This is a genomic window from Henriciella marina (assembly GCF_027213945.1).
In the GTDB taxonomy this organism is placed as follows: domain Bacteria; phylum Pseudomonadota; class Alphaproteobacteria; order Caulobacterales; family Hyphomonadaceae; genus Henriciella; species Henriciella marina_A.
This window is the reverse complement of record NZ_JAPWGW010000001.1, coordinates 907,022-927,470: the sequence shown is the minus strand read 5'-3', so window position 1 is coordinate 927,470 and position 20,449 is coordinate 907,022. Positions and strand designations below refer to the sequence as shown.

Annotated in this window: 15 protein-coding genes; 9 read left to right on the top strand and 6 right to left on the bottom strand. The window is 61.0% G+C overall.

Translation table 11 applies throughout. The features are described 5' to 3' along the window. Positions 1–2: 2 nt before the first annotated feature. From O4G74_RS04750 to O4G74_RS04740, 3 genes are all read left to right on the top strand, one after another. The gene (locus O4G74_RS04750; RefSeq protein WP_269401503.1) at positions 3–770 is read left to right on the top strand and encodes an acylneuraminate cytidylyltransferase family protein; all 768 of its coding nucleotides are present in this window, start codon (positions 3–5) and stop codon (positions 768–770) included. Positions 771–795: 25 nt separating this feature from the next. Next, positions 796–2,709: a transketolase C-terminal domain-containing protein gene (locus O4G74_RS04745; RefSeq protein WP_269401502.1), complete on the top strand. Its 1,914-nt coding sequence runs from the start codon at positions 796–798 to the stop codon at positions 2,707–2,709. A 101-nt stretch (positions 2,710–2,810) separates the two neighbouring features. Further along, a complete protein-coding gene (locus O4G74_RS04740) occupies positions 2,811–3,851 on the top strand; it encodes a glycosyltransferase family 2 protein (protein ID WP_269401501.1) in 1,041 nt (346 codons plus the stop codon). A 164-nt stretch (positions 3,852–4,015) separates the two neighbouring features. Here O4G74_RS04740 and cysN read toward each other — a convergent pair whose 3' ends face one another. Together cysN and cysD are read right to left on the bottom strand one after the other, a co-directional pair. Next, positions 4,016–5,920, bottom strand: coding sequence for a sulfate adenylyltransferase subunit CysN (gene cysN, locus O4G74_RS04735; RefSeq protein ID WP_269401500.1), 1,905 nt, complete (start codon positions 5,918–5,920; stop codon positions 4,016–4,018). Continuing rightward, positions 5,920–6,822 (bottom strand): sulfate adenylyltransferase subunit CysD, encoded by a 903-nt coding sequence (cysD, locus tag O4G74_RS04730; RefSeq protein ID WP_269401499.1) that lies wholly within the window; start codon positions 6,820–6,822, stop codon positions 5,920–5,922. Before cysD ends, cysN begins: the two co-directional genes overlap by 1 nt. Before the next feature lie 185 nt (positions 6,823–7,007). Between cysD and O4G74_RS04725 the strand changes: the two genes are divergently transcribed. The 4 genes from O4G74_RS04725 to cysQ all read left to right on the top strand — a co-directional run bounded on the left by O4G74_RS04725 (position 7,008) and on the right by cysQ (position 10,330). Beyond that, positions 7,008–7,823 carry a 3-deoxy-manno-octulosonate cytidylyltransferase family protein gene (locus O4G74_RS04725; protein ID WP_269401498.1) on the top strand — a complete coding sequence of 272 codons (816 nt, stop codon included), beginning with the start codon at positions 7,008–7,010 and terminating at the stop codon, positions 7,821–7,823. After that, a complete protein-coding gene (locus O4G74_RS04720) occupies positions 7,823–8,446 on the top strand; it encodes a histidine phosphatase family protein (protein WP_269401497.1) in 624 nt (207 codons plus the stop codon). The genes O4G74_RS04725 and O4G74_RS04720 overlap by 1 nt, the downstream gene beginning before the upstream one ends. A gap of 79 nt (positions 8,447–8,525) precedes the next feature. Further along, positions 8,526–9,488: a Gfo/Idh/MocA family protein gene (locus tag O4G74_RS04715; protein WP_269401496.1), complete on the top strand. Its 963-nt coding sequence runs from the start codon at positions 8,526–8,528 to the stop codon at positions 9,486–9,488. 38 nt (positions 9,489–9,526) lie between these two features. Beyond that, entirely contained in the window at positions 9,527–10,330 is an 804-nt protein-coding gene (cysQ, locus tag O4G74_RS04710) for a 3'(2'),5'-bisphosphate nucleotidase CysQ (RefSeq protein WP_269401495.1), read from the top strand. Here the strand turns inward: cysQ and galE are convergent. Both galE and O4G74_RS04700 read right to left on the bottom strand, forming a co-directional pair. Continuing rightward, positions 10,327–11,322, bottom strand: coding sequence for a UDP-glucose 4-epimerase GalE (gene galE / locus O4G74_RS04705; protein WP_269401494.1), 996 nt, complete (start codon positions 11,320–11,322; stop codon positions 10,327–10,329). The two genes, cysQ and galE, sit on opposite strands and share 4 nt — an antisense overlap. Before the next feature lie 142 nt (positions 11,323–11,464). After that, complete coding sequence (locus O4G74_RS04700; RefSeq protein ID WP_269401493.1) at positions 11,465–14,299, bottom strand: TonB-dependent receptor domain-containing protein; 2,835 nt, start codon at positions 14,297–14,299, stop codon at positions 11,465–11,467. A 261-nt stretch (positions 14,300–14,560) separates the two neighbouring features. Between O4G74_RS04700 and O4G74_RS04695 the strand changes: the two genes are divergently transcribed. Next, positions 14,561–15,994: a protein adenylyltransferase SelO family protein gene (locus O4G74_RS04695; RefSeq protein WP_269401492.1), complete on the top strand. Its 1,434-nt coding sequence runs from the start codon at positions 14,561–14,563 to the stop codon at positions 15,992–15,994. A 105-nt stretch (positions 15,995–16,099) separates the two neighbouring features. Beyond that, complete coding sequence (locus tag O4G74_RS04690) at positions 16,100–17,785, top strand: acyl-CoA dehydrogenase family protein (RefSeq protein ID WP_269401491.1); 1,686 nt, start codon at positions 16,100–16,102, stop codon at positions 17,783–17,785. A 479-nt stretch (positions 17,786–18,264) separates the two neighbouring features. Here O4G74_RS04690 and O4G74_RS04685 read toward each other — a convergent pair whose 3' ends face one another. Both O4G74_RS04685 and O4G74_RS04680 read right to left on the bottom strand, forming a co-directional pair. Next, the gene (locus O4G74_RS04685; RefSeq protein ID WP_269401490.1) at positions 18,265–18,540 is read right to left on the bottom strand and encodes a hypothetical protein; all 276 of its coding nucleotides are present in this window, start codon (positions 18,538–18,540) and stop codon (positions 18,265–18,267) included. A gap of 359 nt (positions 18,541–18,899) precedes the next feature. After that, positions 18,900–20,369 (bottom strand): phospholipase D-like domain-containing protein, encoded by a 1,470-nt coding sequence (locus O4G74_RS04680; RefSeq protein WP_269401489.1) that lies wholly within the window; start codon positions 20,367–20,369, stop codon positions 18,900–18,902. Positions 20,370–20,449: the final 80 nt, after the last annotated feature.

Here is a 20,449-nt window from a genome sequence, read left to right as displayed (position 1 = left end):
TCATGGCAACGGCGTCTTCCCCCAGCTGTATCGCGCTCATCCCGGCCCGCTCTGGCTCCAAGCGCGTGCCGCACAAGAATATCGCGCCGCTCATGGGCCACCCGCTGATCGCCTACACGATCGCGGCAGCCAAACAGTCCGGCATTTTCGGGCGCGTCATTGTCTCAACCGACTCGCATGACTATGCGAAAGTCGCCCGCCACTATGGCGCAGAGACGCCTTTCATGCGCCCGCCGGAATTTTCTGGCGACAAGTCGCCGGACATTGACTGGATCCAGCATGCGCTGCGCTGGTTTGCCGACAAGGGAGAGGCCTATGACGCCTTCGCCCTGCTGCGCCCGACCAGCCCATGCCGCCTGCCCTCCACAATCCAGCGGGCCTGGGACCAGTTCACCCGTCAGGACGGCGTCGACAGCCTCCGCGCGGTGGAGCCTTGCGCCCAGCACCCCGGCAAGATGTGGGTCGTGCGCGGTGAGCGGATGCACCCGCTTATGCCGATGCAGCCTGAAGAGATCACGCCTTACCACTCGACCCAGTATCCGGGCCTGCCGCGCGTCTATGCCCAGAATGCGAGCCTTGAGATCGCCTGGTCACGCGTCGCACTGGAAGCAGGCACGATCGCTGGCGAAGTGCTGACCCCATTCCTGACATCAGGGTCCGAAGGCCTTGATGTGAACTCCCCGCGCGACTGGCGCCTCCTCGAAATGATGGTCGAGGATGGCGAAGCCGAATTGCCGAAAATCGAACAACCCGCCTGGCAAGGCGACTGAACCGAAAATCTGAGGATACGACCCCATGGGTGACCTGATTACCGAAGCCGTCTCCGGCACACTCTATTATCTCGACAAGCCTGCCTTTGACCGCGTGCAGGCGTGCAATGCCTCTGCAGAGCAGCGCACCAGCCTGTTCGCGGACATGGCGCGCCTCAACACGCTCTACATGATCGCCAATGCTGGCTCCGGCCATATCGGCTCGAGCTTTTCGAGCATGGATGTTGTCGCCTGGCTCTATCTCAATGAGATGAAGGGCGAGGACCTCTATTTCTCCTCCAAGGGCCATGACGCACCGGGTCTCTATGCCGTGCTGACCGCGCTCGACGTGCTGCCGTTCGACAAGATCCACAAGCTGCGCAAGATCGACGGCCTGCCTGGCCACCCGGATGTCGGCGTGGCGGGCATGGTCACCAATACCGGCTCGCTCGGCATGGGTATCTCCAAGGCCAAGGGTATGGCCTTCGCCAACCGCATGCTGGACAAACCGGCGCGCATCTATGTGATGACGGGCGACGGCGAATTGCAGGAAGGCCAGATCTGGGAATCGCTGATTTCAGCCGCCAATCACGGCGTTGCTGAAGTCACGGTCATCGTCGACCACAACAAGATCCAGTCGGACTATTCGGTTGAGCGCACCTCCAGTCTCGGCGACCTCGAAGCAAAGTTCGAATCCTTTGGCTGGCACACGCAGAGCATCGACGGCCACGATATCGACGCCATGCGCGACGCGCTGAATGCCGCCCGTCAGGACGAAAAGCGCCCGAGCGTGATCATCGCGAACACGATCAAGGGCAAGGGCGTCAGCTTCATGGAAGGCGTCTCGGTCGACAGCGATGTCGAGCGCTTCCAGTTCCATTCGGGCGCCCCACAGGCCGAAGACTATACCCGCGGCGCGCAGGAGCTCATTTCCCGCATACTCGACGGTCATAAGGCCGTTGGCCTGCCAGAGCCGGAGTTCGAGACGATCGAGCGCCCGGCAGCCCCTCAGGGCGGCAACCCGGTCAAGCTCTTCCCGTCCTACACGGCAGCGCTGCTCGATCAGGCAAAGCGCAATGAGAAGATCGTCGCGCTGGACGCAGACCTCGTCCTCGACATGGGCCTTGAGCCGTTCCGTGACACCCATCCTGACCGCTTCGTCGAATGCGGCATCGCAGAGATGGATATGGTCAGCCAGGCCGGCGGCATGGCGCTGAAGGGCCTGCTCCCGGTCGTGCACTCCTTCTCCTGCTTCCTGTCGACCCGTCCGAACGAGCAGATCTACAACAACGCCACTGAGCATACGAAGATCGTTTATGTCGGCGGCCTGTCTGGCGCGCTTCCAGGCGGCCCGGGCCACTCCCACCAGTCGGTGCGTGAGATTTCCGCCCTCGGCTCCATCCCGAAAATGGCGATGGTCGAACCGGCCCACCCGGACGAGGTTGCCCCGCTTCTCGACTGGTGCCTGAACACGCATGATGGCCCATCTTTCCTGCGGCTTGTCTCCATCCCTTATGAGACCGCTTACGAAGCTGACGCCAGCTGGACCCCGGCCGCCGGTCAGGGCCGCGTCGCGCGCAAGGGCGATGGCAGCGCCGTGATTATTGCGTCCGGCCTTGTCGGTACCGCGCAAGCCATAAAAGCCGCAGAGCGTCTCTCAGGCGACGGCGTCGACGCAATGGTCGTCTCGCTGCCCTTCCTCAACATCGTGGATGGCGACTGGCTGGCCAAGACGATCGGCGATGCGAAACTCGTTGCGACGGTCGACAATCACTATCGCCGCTATGGTCAGGGCGACGCCGTTGCGACCGCCCTCGCTGAAGCTGGCGCGCTGTCGAACCGGAAATTCATCCGCCTCGGCCTCGACCTCACCCCGCCATCGGGCACCAATGACCAAGTGCTGAAGGCGGTTGGTCTCGATGAAGAAACCATCGCGGCGGCAGTAAAAGCCGCCCTCTAGATATCTCAGATGACGTCCAGCCGGGCTCCACAGGCGAGACCGGCTGGACGTCCGGCTTCCCGCAAACCATGATCTGGCTTGCCTGACTGGAGTAGCAGACCTTGGTTGCCGCATCGCCTTTCCGCGCCAGCATCATCATCGTGAACTATAATGGCGGCGACCTCATCCAGTCCGCAATCGACCACCTGAAGGCACAGACGCTGAAGCCGCTCGAAGTGCTGGTGGTGGACAATGCCTCGACCGATGGCTCTGCCGACCGGCTGGACCTCTCCGGCCTAAATGGCGCGCGCCTCATGCGCATGGACGACAATCTAGGCTTTGCGGGCGGCAATAATGTCGCCGCCAAGGTCGCGGTCGGCGACTGGCTGATCCTGCTCAATCCCGACACAGAACCACACGCCGACTGGCTTGAGACGCTGGCCGATGCCGCGCAGCGCTATCCGGATGTAACGCAGTTTGCGAGCGCCCAGTTTGACGCGGAAGACCCTGACCGCCTCGACGGGACGGGCGACTGCTATTCCGTCTTCGGCTTTCCATGGCGCGGCGGCTTTGGCGCCAAGGCGAGCGACCTGCCAGAGGAAGGCGAGTGTTTCTCGCCCTGCGGCGCGACGGCGATGATCCGCAAGGACATCTTTCTCGGCGCGGACGGCTTCGATGAAAGCTTCTTCTGCTATTGTGAGGATGTCGATCTTGGCTATCGCCTCCGCCTTGCGGGCGAGCGCTGCATCTTCGTGCCGCGCGCCATCGTGCGCCATCATGGCAGCGCCATTACGGGCCTTCGCAGCGATTTCACCGTGCGCCAGGGCACCCGCAACCGGCTGACCACCTATCTGAAGAACACCCCGCTTCTGCTGCTCATCGCGAGCATGCCGGGCCATATCCTGCTGACGCTGTATCTCTATCTTTCAGCTTTAGGCAAGCCGCGCGCCAAGTCGATCCGGCGCGGCCTTGCCGAAGCGTTCGGACGATTTGGCGACACGATGAAGGCCCGCAGCAAGGTCCAGCGCGAGAAGAAACTCTCTAGCTGGCAGATTTCGCGTGCCATGCACTGGAGCCCGATCACGCTCAGCCGCAGGCGCCCGCATGTCTGGCGCGCCCGGCCATATCCAGCCCCGGGCACCCGCCTTTCGGGCGGGAAATAGAACAGCAGTGGTGCCGTCACCCCCGATGAACGCAGTTCATCTGGGGGTCCATCACCTGCCCCCTCCCCAGCAAGCAGCCTTGCAGGTTAGGAGCTGGACGCTCAGATGAGCAAGCTCATCGAGCGTGACGCGGATCTGGAAGCTCAAACGCTCTTCAGCGGTTTCTAACTTCCGATCAGCCCTGCCTGCTCCAGCCGCGCGATGACGACATCTGCGGCCGCTTCGGGGCTCAGCCTGTCGGCGTCGATGTGGATTTCAGGGTCGGTCGGGGCCTCATATGGGCTGTCGATGCCGGTGAAGTTCTTGATCTCGCCGGCGCGCGCCTTCTTGTAGAGGCCTTTGACATCGCGGCTTTCGGCGACGTCCAGCGGCACATCGACGAAGACTTCCCAGAACTCGCCATCCTCAACCATCTGGCGCACGATCCGGCGCTCAGCCCTGAACGGAGAGATGAACGACACAAGCACGATGAGGCCTGCATCCAGCATGAGCTTGGCGACCTCACCCACCCGGCGGATGTTCTCCACCCGGTCGGCATCGGTGAAGCCAAGGTCATTGTTGAGGCCGTGGCGGACATTGTCGCCGTCGAGCGTGTAAGTGTGCTTGCCCATGGCGGCGAGGCGCTTCTCAACAAGGTTGGCCACAGTCGACTTGCCAGCGCCCGAAAGCCCCGTGAACCACAGCATGACCGGCTTCTGGCCTTTCATGGACGCGCGAAGTTCCTTGCCGATATCCATGGACTGGCGATGGATATTCGAGGCGCGGCGGAGCGCGAAATTGATCAGGCCAAGACCGACCGTCTCATTCGTCATCCGGTCGATGACGATGAACCCGCCCATCCGGCGATTGTCCTGATAGGCGTCGAACGCGACGTCGCGGTCCAGAGCGATATTGACGATGCCGATCTCATTGAGGTCCAGCGTCTTGGCCGCCTCATGGGCGCGCGTGTTCACATCGATCCGGTAGCGCTGTTCGGTGACCTGCATCTGGCACTCACGCGCGCCGATCTTCATCACATAGGAGCGGCCGGGCAGCATGGCGCTGTCGGACATCCAGAGCATCGTCGCCTGAAACTGGTCGGAGACTTCGGCCGGCTGCTTGTCTGCGCAGAGGACATCGCCGCGCGACACATCGATCTCATCTTCCAGTGTCAGCGTGACCGACTGGCCTTCGACCGCCTCATCGAGGTCGCCGCCCATGGTGACGATACGGGCGACCTTGCTGGACTTGCCAGACGGCAGAGCGCGCACGCCATCACCGGGTTTGAGCGAGCCTGACAGGATCTGCCCCGCAAAGCCGCGGAAATCCAGGTTTGGCCGGTTCACCCACTGCACTGGCATGCGGAAAGGCTGATCCTTGACGTCTGAGGCGATCTCGACCGTGTCGAGATATTCGATCAGCGGCGGGCCGTCATACCAGGGCGTGTTCTCGCTATGGTCGACGATGTTATCGCCCGCCAGCGCAGAAACCGGGATCGCCTGAATGTTCTCGAACCCGAAGTCAGCGGCAAACGCGCGGTAATCTGCCTCGATCTTATCGAAGACATCGCGGTCATAGCCGACAAGGTCCATCTTGTTGATGCAAAGCACCACATTGCGGATGCCGAGCAGCGAGACAATGAAGCTGTGGCGGCGGGTCTGGGTCAGGACGCCCTTGCGGGCATCGATCATGACGATGGCGAGGTCTGCGGTCGATGCGCCGGTCGCCATGTTGCGGGTGTACTGCTCATGGCCGGGCGTATCGGCAACGATGTATTTGCGCCGCTCAGTGGCAAAGAAGCGATAAGCGACATCAATGGTGATGCCCTGCTCACGCTCTGCGGCGAGGCCATCGACCAGCAGCGCGAAGTCGATCTCTTCGCCCTGCGTCCCGAATTTCTTCGACTCATTCTTCAGCGAGGCGAGCTGGTCATCGAAGATCATCTTCGACTCGTAGAGGAGCCGGCCGATCAGCGTCGACTTGCCGTCATCGACAGAGCCGCAGGTGATGAAGCGCAGGAGCGACTTCTTCAGCTGGCTGTCGAGATATTCCTCGATATTCGCGAAATCCGGGGCTGCGTATCCGTCCATCAGAAATAGCCCTCCTGCTTTTTCATTTCCATGGAGGCAGGCGCATCCTTGTCGATGGCGCGGCCTTCGCGCTCAGATGTTGTGGTGCGCAGCATTTCCTCGATGATCTCTGTGACGGTCGAGGCACTGGATTCCACCGCGCCGGTCAACGGATAGCAGCCGAGCGTGCGGAACCGCACCTTCTTCATCATCGGCTCTTCGCCGGGCTCAAGTGGCAGGCGGCCATCATCGACCATGACCATGATGCCATCGCGCTCCACGACCGGGCGCTCAGCGGCGAAATAAAGCGGCACCAGATCGATATTCTCCTGGTAGATGTACTGCCAGATATCGAGCTCGGTCCAGTTGGAGATCGGGAAGACGCGTACGCTCTCGCCGGGCTTGATGCGTGCATTATAGAGCGACCAGAGCTCCGGGCGCTGGGTCTTCGGGTCCCAGCGGTGCTGGGCAGACCGGAAGGAAAAGATCCGCTCCTTGGCGCGCGACTTTTCCTCGTCGCGGCGCGCCCCACCAATCGCGGCATCGAACTTGTACTTGTCGAGCGCCTGTTTGAGACCTTGCGTCTTCATCACATCGGTATGGACCGCAGAGCCATGGGTGAACGGCCCTATGCCCTGCTCGACACCTTCCTGGTTGATATGAACCAGAAGCTCCGTCTGCGGATCATCATTGAGCGCATCGCGAAACGCGATCATCTCCTTGAACTTCCAGGTCGTATCGACATGCAGAAGCGGAAACGGGATCGGCCCGGGATAGAACGCCTTGCGCGCCAGATGCAGCAGGACAGAACTGTCCTTGCCGATGGAATACATCATCACCGGGTTCTGCATCGAGGCGGCCACTTCCCGCAGGATATGGATGCTCTCGGCTTCGAGCCGGTCGAGATGGGTCAGTGTCGTCATGATTAGTCCGGTTTGTGGCCAGGTCGCGGCTAGGTAACAAGCACGTCTCAAGCCAACAATACAGGGACGGTCAAGTCAGACACGGTGTTTACTAAACTTGCGCCGTTTCAAGGCAAAGTGCGAAGCTTGACGAAACGCCCTCTCCCGCGCAGACCGCAGGCAGGAAATTCAGAGGCAGCAGGCCCATGAAGACACTTATCGTCATCCCGGCGCGGATCGGCTCGACCCGATTCCCGGCAAAGCCCCTGCACAAGATTGCGGGCCATTCGCTGGTGTCGCGCGTGGCCGATGTCGCCGCGCGCGTTGCTGCGGCCCGCTCAGACACGTCCTATGTCATCGCGACGGACGACCATGCCATCATGGACCATGCCGCAGAGATTGGCGCACCCGCCGTGATGACTGATCCGGAGCTGCCATCTGGCACAGACCGCGCCCTCGCTGCCGCCCACGCGCAGGATGAGGCGCCAGACTTCATCCTGAACCTTCAAGGCGACGCGCCTTTCACCCCGCCGACCTATCTGAGCGCGCTGATCGAGGCCGCCACCACCACGACCGCCGATGTCGTCACACCTGTCGTCCAGCTCGACTGGGCGGCCCTCGACACCATCCGCGACCAGAAGACACGTGAGCCTTTCAGCGGCACAAGCTGCATAAGGCGCGAAGACGGCATGGCGCTGTGGTTTTCCAAACAGATCATTCCGGCAATCCGTAAAGAAGGGAAGCTGCGCGCCGCTGAGCCACTCTCACCGGTCTTCCGTCATATCGGGCTCTATGGTTTCCGCATGGCCGCGCTTGAGCGCTTCTCTGCCCTGCCGGTCGGCCACTATGAAGAACTGGAGGGACTTGAGCAGCTCCGCTTTCTCGAAAACGGCATGAGCATCATGACGGTCGCGGTCGAGCCCGGCGCCAATGCCATGTGGGGCATTGATACGCCAGAGGATGCCCGCTTTGCAGAAGACCTCATCGCCCGGAGCGGCGACCCGATGGAGGCGCCCCGCTAATGGCCCGCACGCTCTATATCGTTCGCCACGGCAACACATTCGACAAAGGCGACACCGTCACCCGCGTCGGCGCCCGCACCGACCTTGCGCTCTCCAACTCAGGAGAGGTCCAAGCCGCGGCGCTTGGCGCTCATTTCCGCGAGAAAGGCATTGCGTTTGCTCAAGCCATCGCTGGCCCGCTCAAACGCACCCGCCAGACCGCTGACGCCATCCTCTCGGCGCAGGCGAACCCGCCAGAGCTGGAGATCGGCAATTTCCTGCGCGAGATCGATTACGGCCCCGATGAGAACCAGCCCGAAGACGCCGTCATCGCCCGCATCGGTCAGGACGCGCTCGATGCGTGGGAGCGGGATGCCGTTCCCCCGCCCGGCTGGCGGTTCGACCCGGCCGCGATTGAAGGCCAGTGGCAGAGCCTGTTCGCCAAGCTCGCCAAATCCGCAAGCGACGGTCCGGTCCTGATCGTGACGAGCAATGGCATCGCCCGCTTCGCGCTCACGGCCGCCGGACTGAAGCCCGATAGTGCCCGGCATGAGAATCTGAAACTGAAGACGGGTGCCTACGGCGTCTTCAGCCTTGACGAGGCAGGCGACCTCACCCTCAGCGACTGGAATATCCGCCCCTGAGCCGCAGACGGAGAGTTGCCGCGCGCCTGCGGACTGGTTACCCGAAGAGCCTGTTTCTGCCGGTCCAGAGGCCCCGCTGATGAAAGCGTTGCGTTTCGCAATCCTTGGAAAAAGTCCCCTAGCTGTCGAGCGCCTGAAGGCGGTCGAAGCCAGCGAGACTGCGCGTATCGTCCGCAGCTTTTCAGCCGCGCAGGTCGCGCGCTTCTCTGACTCGGACTGGTCGGGCCTGCTCAACCGCAAACAGGTGGATGCGCTGATCCTCGCCCTTCCGGCAGAGCAGGCAGCGGAAGCCGCGAGGCGCGCGCTTCTTGCCGGCGTCCATGTCCTCAGTGAGCTTCCCGGCGGGCTTACGGTTGAGGACATTATCAATCTGCGCGAAGCCGAAACCAAGAGCCGCGCCATTCTGAAATTTGGCTGCTCGCTGCGCTATCATGGGAGCGTTCGCGCGGCTGAAGACCTGGTGCGCACGCAGCCTTATGGCGAGCTGCTGACCGCACGCGCCATCTATGGGCATGCGGGCTATCCTGGCCCCGACGCTGAAAAACACGGCGTCCTGCTGGGGCATGGCATCCATATGCTGGACCTGCTGCACGTCTTCTTTGGTCCGTTCGAAAGCGTCAAAGCCATGTGCCCGGACGGGCGCGGCGGAAATGCCAACCTCTTCGCAATGCTGAAGTCTGGCAATGGCGCGATCGCGCAGCTGCACGCCTCAGCCACCTCCTGGCGCCAGACCTTCCGGCTCGAGCTTGGCTATGAGCGCGGCTATGTCTGGCTGGACGGGCACCTTCCCGGTCTGGAGGACTATGGGCCAGAAATGCTGATCCACGCCCAGCTCATACAGGATGAGAGCGGACAGGATCTCCCCAATCCGGACGAAACAGTCACCGAGTTCGAGCGGGTCGACTTTGCCGACCAGGAGCTTTCAGAATTCATCGAGGCCGTGACCGGCAGCGCGTCCCTGCATCATGGAACGAGCCGCCACGCCTTTGACGCGATGAATATCGCGCAGCGCATTTGCGCGGCTACTGAAACATGGGCATAAGCGCCGCGGACCGAGATTCCCGCCCTACAGGAGACGGCATGACGAGGATTACAGGCGAACAGCTGGCGCGCATTGCGCTCGACGCGGGCAAGCTGGTGATGGACATCTATTCCACCGACTTTGATGTCGAGCGAAAGGATGACGCCTCCCCTGTCACCGAAGCCGACGCCAAGGCTGAAATCCTGATCCTCGACGGGCTGAAAGCGGCAGAACCTGACCTCAAGGTCATCGCCGAAGAGTCCGTCTCCGCCGGCAAGATACCGGAGCACGGCCACCGCTTCGCACTCGTCGATCCGCTGGATGGCACGCGCGAATTCATCAACCGCAATGGCCAGTTCACCGTGAACATTGGCATTATCGAGCATGGCAAGCCTGTCATGGGCGTCGTCTATGCCCCGGCGCTCAACCGTCTGTTCGTTGCCGACGGACCTGACAGCGCCTGGCAGGCTGACGTGAAACCGGGCGCGCCGGTCCCGTCAGAAGATGCGCGCCGCCCGCTGCATATCCGCAAATGCCCGGACGCCGGCGTCACAGCCATCGCGTCCAAGTCCCATCGCTCACCAGAGACCGATGCCTTCCTAAAGAAGTTCAAGGTCGACGAGATCATCTCTGCTGGCTCATCGCTCAAATTCTGCCTGCTCGGCGCAGGTGAGGCAGACCTCTATCCCCGCATGGGCCGCACAATGGAGTGGGACACCGCCGCCGGTCAGGCCGTCGCCGAAGCCGCAGGCGCTGTGGTCCTCACCGAAGACGGTGCGCCGCTGCGCTATGGCAAGCGCGAGCGCGGTTACGACAACCCGCATTTCATCGTCTATGGGGACGTGTCGCCGGTCACCGCCTAATTGTCAGGACGGGATTTGTGATTGTCTTTCTGGTGCCAGGCCCAGGCCGTCTCGAGGATTGTATCAATATCTGAACGCTCCGGGCGCCAGCCCAGAACGCGCTCAGCCTTGGCAGCAGAGGCAACAAGTGATGGCGGGTCACCCGGACGCCGGGCGCCGGACTGCCGCGGGACAGGCTTGCCAGCAACGCGCGAGACGGCGTCCGCTAGCTCGCTGACTGACACACCCCGGCCCGTCCCGAGATTGAAGACATCGCTCTCGCCGCCTGCATCCAGATAGTCGAGCGCGCGCCAATGCGCGTCTGCAAGGTCACTGACATGGACATAATCGCGAACAGGCGTGCCGTCGCGCGTGTCGAAATCAGTCCCATTGATCGTGAAAGTGAAGGTGCCGTCCATGGCGCCCATAATGGCCAGCGGAATAACGTGCGGTTCGGGATCATGACGTTCGCCAATCTCGCCCGCCGGGTCTGCGCCGCCTGCATTGAAATAGCGAAGGATCACCGACTTCAGCCCATGCGCCATGCCGAAATCCTGAATCATGCGCTCCGCAATCATCTTGGACGCGCCATAGGGGTTGATCGGCGCCTGCGGTGTCTCTTCGGTGATCAGCTCTTCATGAACGCCATAGGTCGCACAGGACGATGAGAAGACAAGCCTGCGCACATCAGCGGCGCGCATTGCTTCAAGGAGGCTGAGCGTGCCTGCCACATTGTTCTGATAGTAGATTTCCGGCTGCTTCATCGACTCGGCGACGTAAGCAAAGGCCGCGAAATGCGCGACCGCGTCCGGCTTCGCGTCTCTCAGGACCTCGGTCAGCTTAGCCGTATCGTGCAGGTCCCCCTCGATCAGATCACCCCAGCGGACAAAATCCCGCCAGCCCCGCGAGAGGTTGTCATAGACCACGATGTTCCAGCCAGCCTCAGCAAAAGCCTTGCAGCTATGGCTACCGACATAGCCAGCCCCGCCGGTTACGAGCACGGTTTTGGTCATTTGCGCGGCCCCTTCACCTGAACGCTAATCTCGACAGAAGGCCTACCGTCTCCAGCGCGGAATTCAAACCTCAAACCCGAATGCAGAAAAGGCGGCACCGAAGTGCCGCCTTCCCCCGATTTCTTTAGTTTCGAAACCCAGCCTAGTTGCCGCCGAAACGCTTCGTCAGGCTGATCTTGAAAGTCCGGCCAAACGGATTGTGCGTGTACGGGTCATAGTTCAGGTCGAACTGGGCGAATGGCGGGTCTTCGTCGGTGACGTTGACCACCGAAAGACCAAGATCGAGATCGTAGTCCGACCGCCAGGTGTAGAAGACATCGAAGGTCGTCTGGCTGTCGATGTCCGAGCTCCCATTGCCCGTAAGATCACCGCGTTCATCGTCATAGGAGTCGATGTACCGCATCACGCCACGAATGTTGTGGTTGCCGAACATATAGTTGGCAAACAGGTTCGCTTTGATCTGCGGCAGGGAACGCGAGAAGTTCGATCTGTTGAACTGATCGACGCGGTCACCACCCGGAATGATGGCGTCCTCGATCTGGAAGTCGTCCACGTCATACTCGAAGACGTAAGTCGCTTCGCCGCCGAGGGTGAACTCACCCCGGCCTGCGTCCCAGACCTGCTCAGCACGAAGATCGATACCGGACGTCTGAATGTCCGGACCGTTCACGACATTTGTCGTGATACGGGCAATTTCATTCGGTTCGTTGATGCCGTTGCTATTGTTGTCGGTGAAGGTGATCCGGCTAAGGATCCCAGCGTCCTGATCGCCTGCCGCAATGGCCGCCAGGGCTGCACCAACAATTGATGCCTGATCTTCAACAATGATCGGGTCCTGGAAGTCGAAATTGTAATAGTCAGCCGAAGCTGTGAAACCATTACCATTGTCGAACAGGGCGCCAATGTTGAAGCTGAAGGCCGACTCCGGATCCAGCTGTGGGTTGCCGAACTGGTCAACCGCTTTGAACGCGCTGGTCGGTGCAACGAATTGCAGCGTGGTGACCTGACCGGACAGCTGGTTCAGCGTCGGGCCGCGGAACGAGCTTTGGGCCGAACCACGAAGTGCGAGCGATGGGCTCACTTGCCACTTTGCAGCAACCTTCGGGTCGAAGGTCGAGCCGACATCGCCACCATAGTCCTCATAGCGGACAGCAAACTGCATATCGACGTCTTCAAAGAGCGGCACCTGAAGTTCGCCGAAGGCAGCATAGATGGTCTGGCTTTCATCGAACGGCGTTGTGCCTGCGAGGAAGGAGAACGGACCTGTTCCGCCTGGCCCCGGGTTCTGAGTGAGGTCAGTTACTTCATTCGGGTCAACTTCATAGCTCTCCCGACGGACCTGGACACCAGCAGCCCAACCGATCTCGCCACCAGCAGCCTGAACACCGCTAAGGCCCGACAAGGTTGCATCAAAGACCGTCAGATTAGTGGTCACGACTGAGCCGACACCGTCGGTCATCCAGTTCGCAAGCGTTGCGGAGTTCTCAAGACCCGGCACATAGTTCGGGTTAGGCTGGCCTGTGATGGCGCTTGCCTGGATCGCATTGGAGAATGGATTGTAATATTCACAATCGCCCTGGCCCGCGACTGCACCCGCCGGGATCGCGCCAGTATTGGCGTCACCACAGACACCAAAGCCCTGAAGCGCGATAGTCAGACCGTTGATGTAGGTATCATTGGTAATCCGCTCACCTTCGGTTTGCGACCAGGTAAGCGCCGTATCCCAGTTCACACCGTTTGAGAACTGACCATCGAACTGACCACCGAGGCGATAGCTCTCATAGGTCCGGAAGCCTTCCTGTGCGCCGCCCGTGCCGGGGAAACCGCCCCAACCGAATGACCGGCCGATATAGAGTGCAGCCAGTGTGCCCGCAGGAAATGCCGTTGGATTGTCAGCTCTGTACTGGGCGAAACCCGGATGGGAAGCTGGCACCACCTGATTGGTCAGAACCTGTGGCGGGTAGGAGGGTGATGTCTTCCACTCAGGCACGTCCGAGTAACCATAGAGCGCCTCAAGGTGCATGTTCACGCCATTCGCGAACTCGCGATTGTACTCAGAGAAAACCTGGTAGCGTTCTTCTTCTTCAACGAGGTTGTCGAATTGCGTGAACTGGAAACGGCATGTGCCAACGACGATGCCGCCGACATCCGTACATCCATTATCGCCAACCGCACCGGCGATCGGACCGACGCCCGTGCCGGTAAAGCCGAGCGGGACATAATAGCCGGGGTTGGACAGGGAAGACCAACCACCAACAGGGTTCTCGCTGAACGGCACGATTGCCCAGTCTTTTTCGAGCAGCGAGACTTCGCTGCGCTTGTTGTAACCAACAGACGTTACCCAGCCCCAGTTTTCGCCCTGGAGACCGTAAGTGGCATTGATGTTGTAGTTCCCGTCCGTGCCTTCAAATGTTGAGTAGTCGCCGCCGACCTCAAAGCCTTCGAAGTCGTCACGGGTGATGAAGTTCACAACGCCAGCGATGGCGTCAGAACCGTAAATCGCGGCAGCGCCGTCTTTGAGCACCTCGATCCGGCCGACAGCGGCGGTCGGGATCATGTTGGTGTCGACGAAGAGCTGTGCCTGCTCGCCGATCGCGTAAGGGTGGAAAGTCTGACGACGGCCATTGATCAGGACCAGCGTCCGGGCCGGGCCAAGACCCCGAAGGTTGATGTTCGACGTGCCTTCAAGGCCGTTCGAGGCGAACTGGTTGGTCTGGCTGTCTGTACCGGACGACACGCCAAGATTGCGGATCAGTTCGGTGATGGTGGGTGACCCTTCGAGCTGGAGATCACCAGCTGTAAGAACATCGACAGGCAGGGCGGCGTCTTCCGGCGTACCGGCAATCGCAGACCCCGTGACGGTGACGGTCTGCTGGCGCAGTGTGTCGTCATCTCCGTCTTCCTGGGCGTATGCAGCACCGGCTGCGCTTAGCGCAAACACCGACGTTGCAAGCAGCCACTTGTTCGTAGTTTTCATGTGTCGTTTCCTCCCAAATACTGGACGATCCGCTCTTTTGGCGGCGGATTCCCGTCGATCTCTGCTGATTTGGAAATCGAATTCAATCGCAATTCGGTGTTGCAGTGCGGCATAAATACCTGATCACTTCGACAGCTATCAGTTCTGATAGTTCTCTATAGGTAAGCCTGCCTGGTATTCACTTTCACGCTTTTGCCTTCCGCAGGGTCATTTTTGCCTCAGCTGCTTGCTGCACCCGACAAAAACTGTCATCAGGCCGCCATGAATTATCAGGCCGCGCCCGCTTTCCTCGCCCTGGCTGACGCCTTCGCAGACGCAGCAGAACCCGCGCACTTTCGCATGTCCGTGTTGCGATTTCGCAACACTCGCTGGGATCAGCGCGTCGGATTAGGGCAGCTGACGCCAGATGAGTGGATCAAACACTTCGCAAAATTCGATCCGCTTTCGGACAATATCGAAACGCCGCTCGCCATGCGTTATCACGGCCACCAGTTCGGCGTTTACAACCCGGAGCTTGGTGATGGGCGCGGCTTTCTGTTTGCGCAGCTTCGCGACGATCAGCGCCGACTGCTGGACCTAGGCACGAAAGGTTCAGGACAGACGCGCTGGTCGCGGCAGGGTGATGGCCGCCTCACGCTCAAGGGCGGGGTCCGTGAAGTTCTCGCCGCGCAATACCTTGAAGCGCACGGCGTAAAGACGTCCAAACCGTTCAGCCTGATCGAAACAGGCGAAGAGCTCGCCCGCAATGATGAATCCTCGCCTGCCCGCAGCGCCGTGCTCACCCGCCTTTCTCACAGCCACATTCGGTTCGGCACGTTCCAGCGCGCCGCCTCACTTGGCGAGACAGAGGACCTCGCCCGCCTCATCCGTTATTGCTGTGAGGTCTATTATCCAGACGCCCTCGACGAAGACATTTCCGTCATGGCGCCGGCCCTCCTGCACCGCATAACAGAGCAGACGGCCCGCATGGTCGCCCAGTGGATGGCGACCGGTTTCGTCCACGGGGTAATGAACACCGACAATTTCAATATCACCGGTGAGAGCTTCGATTACGGCCCTTGGCGCTTCCTTCCGGAGTCTGACCCGAACTTCACCGCCGCCTATTTCGACCAGCAGGGCCTTTACCGGTTCGGCCGCCAGCCAACGCAAGGGCTATGGGCGCTGCAGCAACTTGCCATCGCCATGACGCCTGTCTGCGACACTGACCCGCTCGGCGAAGCGCTTCAGGCTTATGAACCCGCCTATCAGGCCGCGCTTGCCAGCCATAACCTCAAACTCTTCGGCCTGCAGTCCTCAGGCGAGCTACATGACGACCTTGTCTGGCTGCAGGCGCTCTACACTTGGATGTCGGAAACGCGCGCCCCGTGGCCGCAGGTCTTCTTTGACTGGTTTTGCGGCAAGGAGAGCGAGGCGCGTGCCGCAAGCAGCCCGATCGCAGACATGTATAAAGGCGCAGGCTTCGCCCCCGTGAGAGAGGGGCTCTTCGCCCGCGCAGCCGATCGCCCCGAACGCCTGTCTCACGCCTACTGGCAGCGGGAGAAACCCGTCTCTCTTCTCTATGATGAAGTCGAGGCGATCTGGGCCCCGATTGCAGAAGCCGACGACTGGAGCCTGTTCGAACAGACGCTGAAGGACATCGATGCGGCACGCGAGGCGCTCGACATCACTTTTGAACCTTCCGCTGAAAAGGCATAAGCTGCCCCTGCGGCAATAAATGTCGCTGCGCCGCAGCAAAATTTGTGTCAAATGCGCCCCGGTGCGATAGATACATGGCGCAAGAGACGCCCGGAGGGATAGAAAATGGACGGTACAGCCGCAGAAAAGATTTCGCCTGTAATGGACGGCCTGCTTCCTGCGATGAAGGAAGCGGTGGTCAGCCTCGAAGCCTTTGGCGCGGACGCAACCGCTGCCATGCGAGACCGTCTCGCCCCTGAAGGCAAGGTCGACCGCAAGCTGCTCGACCATCACCAGCATTCTGCCCACGGCCTTGCCTGGGTCATCACCTATGTCGAGACGCTGCGCGAGACGGCTGACTGGGCCGACCGTATGGAAGCCGAAGGCAAGTTCGGTGAGATCGAACAGCTTCTCTCCCAGATCCTCTTCTCGGAATATTGCGCCCAGCTGATTGGCGGCATCCCGATGAACCAGGGCGAGATCATCCGCCCGGCAGATATCGGCGTCTCCAAGGAAGGCATGCAGCGCCTGTTTAAACCGGCCGTCCGGCGCTTCCTCACCGAAGGCAAGACCACCGAGGTCATGGCTGCTGCCGCAAAACACCTGCCCGACGCCCTGTCGCGCGCCACGGTGGAAGAGACCGGTCTCGACGAAACGCTCAACATGGTCCGCGACCAGTTCCGCCGGTTCGCCACCGACAAGATCGTGCCGCATGCCCATGAGTGGCATCTGACAAATGAGTACATCCCGATGCCCGTCGTCGAAGAGATGGCAGAGCTCGGCGTCTTTGGCCTCACCATCCCTGAAGAGTTTGGCGGCCTCGGCATGGACAAGACGGCCATGTGCGTCGTCTCCGAAGAGCTGAGCCGTGGTTATATCGGCACCGGTTCACTTGGCACACGCTCCGAGATTGCAGCAGAGCTCATCCTGATCGGCGGCACCGACGCGCAGAAGCAGAAATTCCTGCCAGCCATTTCCTCTGGTGAAATCCTGCCAACGGCAGTCTTCACTGAGCCGAACACCGGCTCTGACCTCGGCGCACTCAAGACCCGTGCAGTCAAGGACGGCGACACTTACAAGATCACCGGCAACAAGACCTGGATCACGCACCCGGTCCGCGCCGACATGATGACCGTGCTCGCGCGCACGGACCCTGCGACCAATAATTTCTCCGGCCTTTCCATGTTCCTGGCTGAAAAGCCGCGCGGCGATGACGAGACCCCCTTCCCCGCCGACGGCATGTCCGGCGGTGAGATCGAAGTCCTCGGCTATCGCGGCATGAAAGAGTATGAGATCAGCTTCGATGAGTTCGAAGTTCCTGCCGCCAACCTCCTCGGCGAAACCGAAGGCATGGGCTTCCGCCACCTGATGGCGACCTTTGAAAGCGCCCGCATCCAGACCGCCGCCCGCGCCATTGGCGTCGCACAGAACGCGTTTGAGCTTGGCCTCAAATACGCCATCGACCGCGAACAGTTCGGCCGCTCCATCTTTGAGTTTCCGCGCGTCGCCAACAAGCTTGTCATGATGGCCGCTGAACTGATCGGTGTGCGCCAGCTCACCTATTATTCGGCCCGCCAGAAGGACAGCGGCAAGCGCTGCGACCTCGAGGCAGGCATGGCCAAACTGCTAGGTGCCCGCGTCGCCTGGGCCGCCGCCGACAACGCCGTCCAGATCCACGGCGGCAATGGCTTCGCGCTGGAATATCCGGTGTCTCGTGTGCTCCAGGACGCACGCATCCTCAACATCTTCGAAGGCGCCGGCGAAGTGCAGGCCATGGTGATCGCACGGCGGCTGGTTGAAGGCGGGAATTAACGCCTGACCAAAGACGACCGCTCATCCCCGCGAAGGCGGGGATCTAATTCAATTTGTGTTCGGAGTTAGCTGCACGAGATTCCCGCCTTTGCGGGAATGATCGGCTGTGTGGGTTTGCACGTGTCCAGCATCGCGCCACGGATACCTTTTTGCGCCGGTATCTGTCCGGTCGGGGCGCTTCAGTATCCTTATCACTTAGAAAGAAGCGCTTTTCCCCTCTCCCTTGGGAGAGGGGCAGGGGTGAGGGGGCGCAACATTTGCTGCCCCCGGAACACCCTCAGTGACGAGATGCGCGGAGCATCACAGCAAATGCCGCGCTTGCCGAAACGCTGCTCCCCCTCATCCCCGGCCCTTCTCCCGGTGGGAGAAGGGAGCGCTCACCACCCCGCCTAGATCACGCACACCACCCGCGTGGCGTCATCCCGGAATTTGCAAAGCAAATATCCGGGAACCAGCTTGCGGGCGTTGCGCGTGGTTCACTAGGTACCGGTGTTTCGCTTCGCGAAAACCGGGATGACGCCGAAAGGCGTCATCTGTGCGACAAAACCAATCCGTCCCCACCCCCACGAACCTGATCCATAATCCACGCATCCCATCACCAGACAGGGCGGTCCGGACCGACCGGGTGGTGATGGTTCTCGCGATGCCGACGCCAGCCGGAAAGACCCCGGCAGGTTCTCGGCAAAGCGGGAGGGCTCATGGATGGCAATTGCTGGCCGTGAGTGGAGTGCGAAGGAGACGAGTGCTGCCGGCATGGGACTAACGGCCCTGCCAATGGCGGTCCGCGCTATCCACTTGTCCAGTCAGGCGACGGCTCGCCTTTCTGAGTCCTCTGGGCGGCCCGCGTCAAACGAGCGGGCAATCCTTCGCAGGGCGCGCCACTGACCGGCGCTCTACAGCCACGCCGAAAGGCTGGCATTACCTATCAGCGTCGATCCATGGCGCGCCCGGCCCTGTCACAAGGGCGAAACTGCAAGCGTACCGCCAGCGGGATGCCCCGCATGGCGTTTCTGGTGCAGGATAAGGTCGATGCGAGAGACTCCCCCTCTCCCGCATCCGGGAAAAGGGAGAAGGTGCAGCCCCGAGCCAATCCACCGCAAAGCGAGGATCAAACTCAGGACCCTCCCACATTGCCCACAAGGTCGCGAACACCGTTCACCAGACGCTCTGCCAGGCCTCCGCCAACCTCTTCCGGGTCGGCGAACTCATTCTCGGCGAGGATATTGGCTTCGCCGTTGATCTCTGACTGTTCGAAGAGCCGCAGGGACCGGCCCTCGCCTTTCAGCGCGGTAATCGCCCCGATCAGCGAGCCGCCGGTTGCAAAGATCGCCTGTTTCAGCGCGTCTTCACTGACACCGAGATGTTCGCTCACGAGCCCATTGCGAAGACCCCCGATACTTTCACGGATCGCACCTGGGTCATCGCAGTGCGCCGCTTCGATAGCGAGGTCTGTTTCAGTGTCGAAGCCCATGGAGCGATTGTTGAGATTGGAGGACCCGACGCGGACCAGCACATCATCGAGGATCAGAACCTTCGCATGCACATAGATCGGTTCCCCGCTGGCGGTGACGGGGTAATAGGCGGCAAACCGGTGATAGTGATCATGCGCCCAGAGATGCTCCAGCATGCGCACCCGTGCCCCGTCCATCGCCTTCTGGCGCAGCCAGCCTTCGGCATTGCGCGGCAGGACCAGCACGATTTCGGGGCCGTCCTCTTCCTGCAAGCGTTCGGTCATTGCATGGACCAGCGTCGCGGAGGCCAGATACTGGCTCTCGATGTAGAGCGTGTCCCTGGCCCGCGCGATCGCTTTCAGATACAGCGCCTCGACCTCGCGAACCTCATCAAAATCCTGAAAGCCGGGGAAAGTCCGCGCGACGCCCACCGGCACATTGTTCCAGGTCAGATCAAGGCCCGGCCAGACCGGATCATTGTCACATTGCGGGGGCGACAGCTTCTCACCCGTGGCACGCAGCCAACGCTCGCGCGCGATATCGCCAAGCGCGCAGGCAATGTCGCCAGACACAGCCACCGTCGCATCGTGCCAGGGTTTGGGCATCTCGCTCTCGCCGGGCAGCGTGCGGCAGGGCTGGTCGTCGAGATGATCGCACGTGTCCCACCGCCCTGCCGTCATGTCGATGCCGCCGCAGAAAGCCATCTGGTCGTCGATGACAATAATCTTGGAATGGTGCGCCGCGCCAACCGGGTGCGTCGAATCGAGATGGAAATGGAAGTTGTCACTGAACCGCATGGGCCGCAGCGCGATCGGCACCATGCCGCGCATGATAGACTGCATCGCCCCGACATCCCATTTCAGCATGTAGAGCTGCAGATGCTCGCGTTCGGTCGAGAGCCAGGAGAGGAATTCGCCAAGCTGGTTCGGGCCGTCCAGCGTCTGCTCATCGGGTTCAAATTCGATACGCGTGTCGAAATCCCATCCGATCATCATGATCGTCTTTTCGGCGTTCAGCATCGCCTCTTTGACGGCCCTGAAATAGTCGCGCCCTTCCAGGATGATGCGAAGCTTGTCTGCGGTTTCTATACGCTGACAGGTCTTTCCCGGCACAAGTACATTCTCAACAGCCATGTCTACGGCGTCCCCGTTTCCTGCCTTCTGCTTTATGGTGGCGATAGCTTTCGCTATCCAGTAACGCAGCTGCTGGCGCT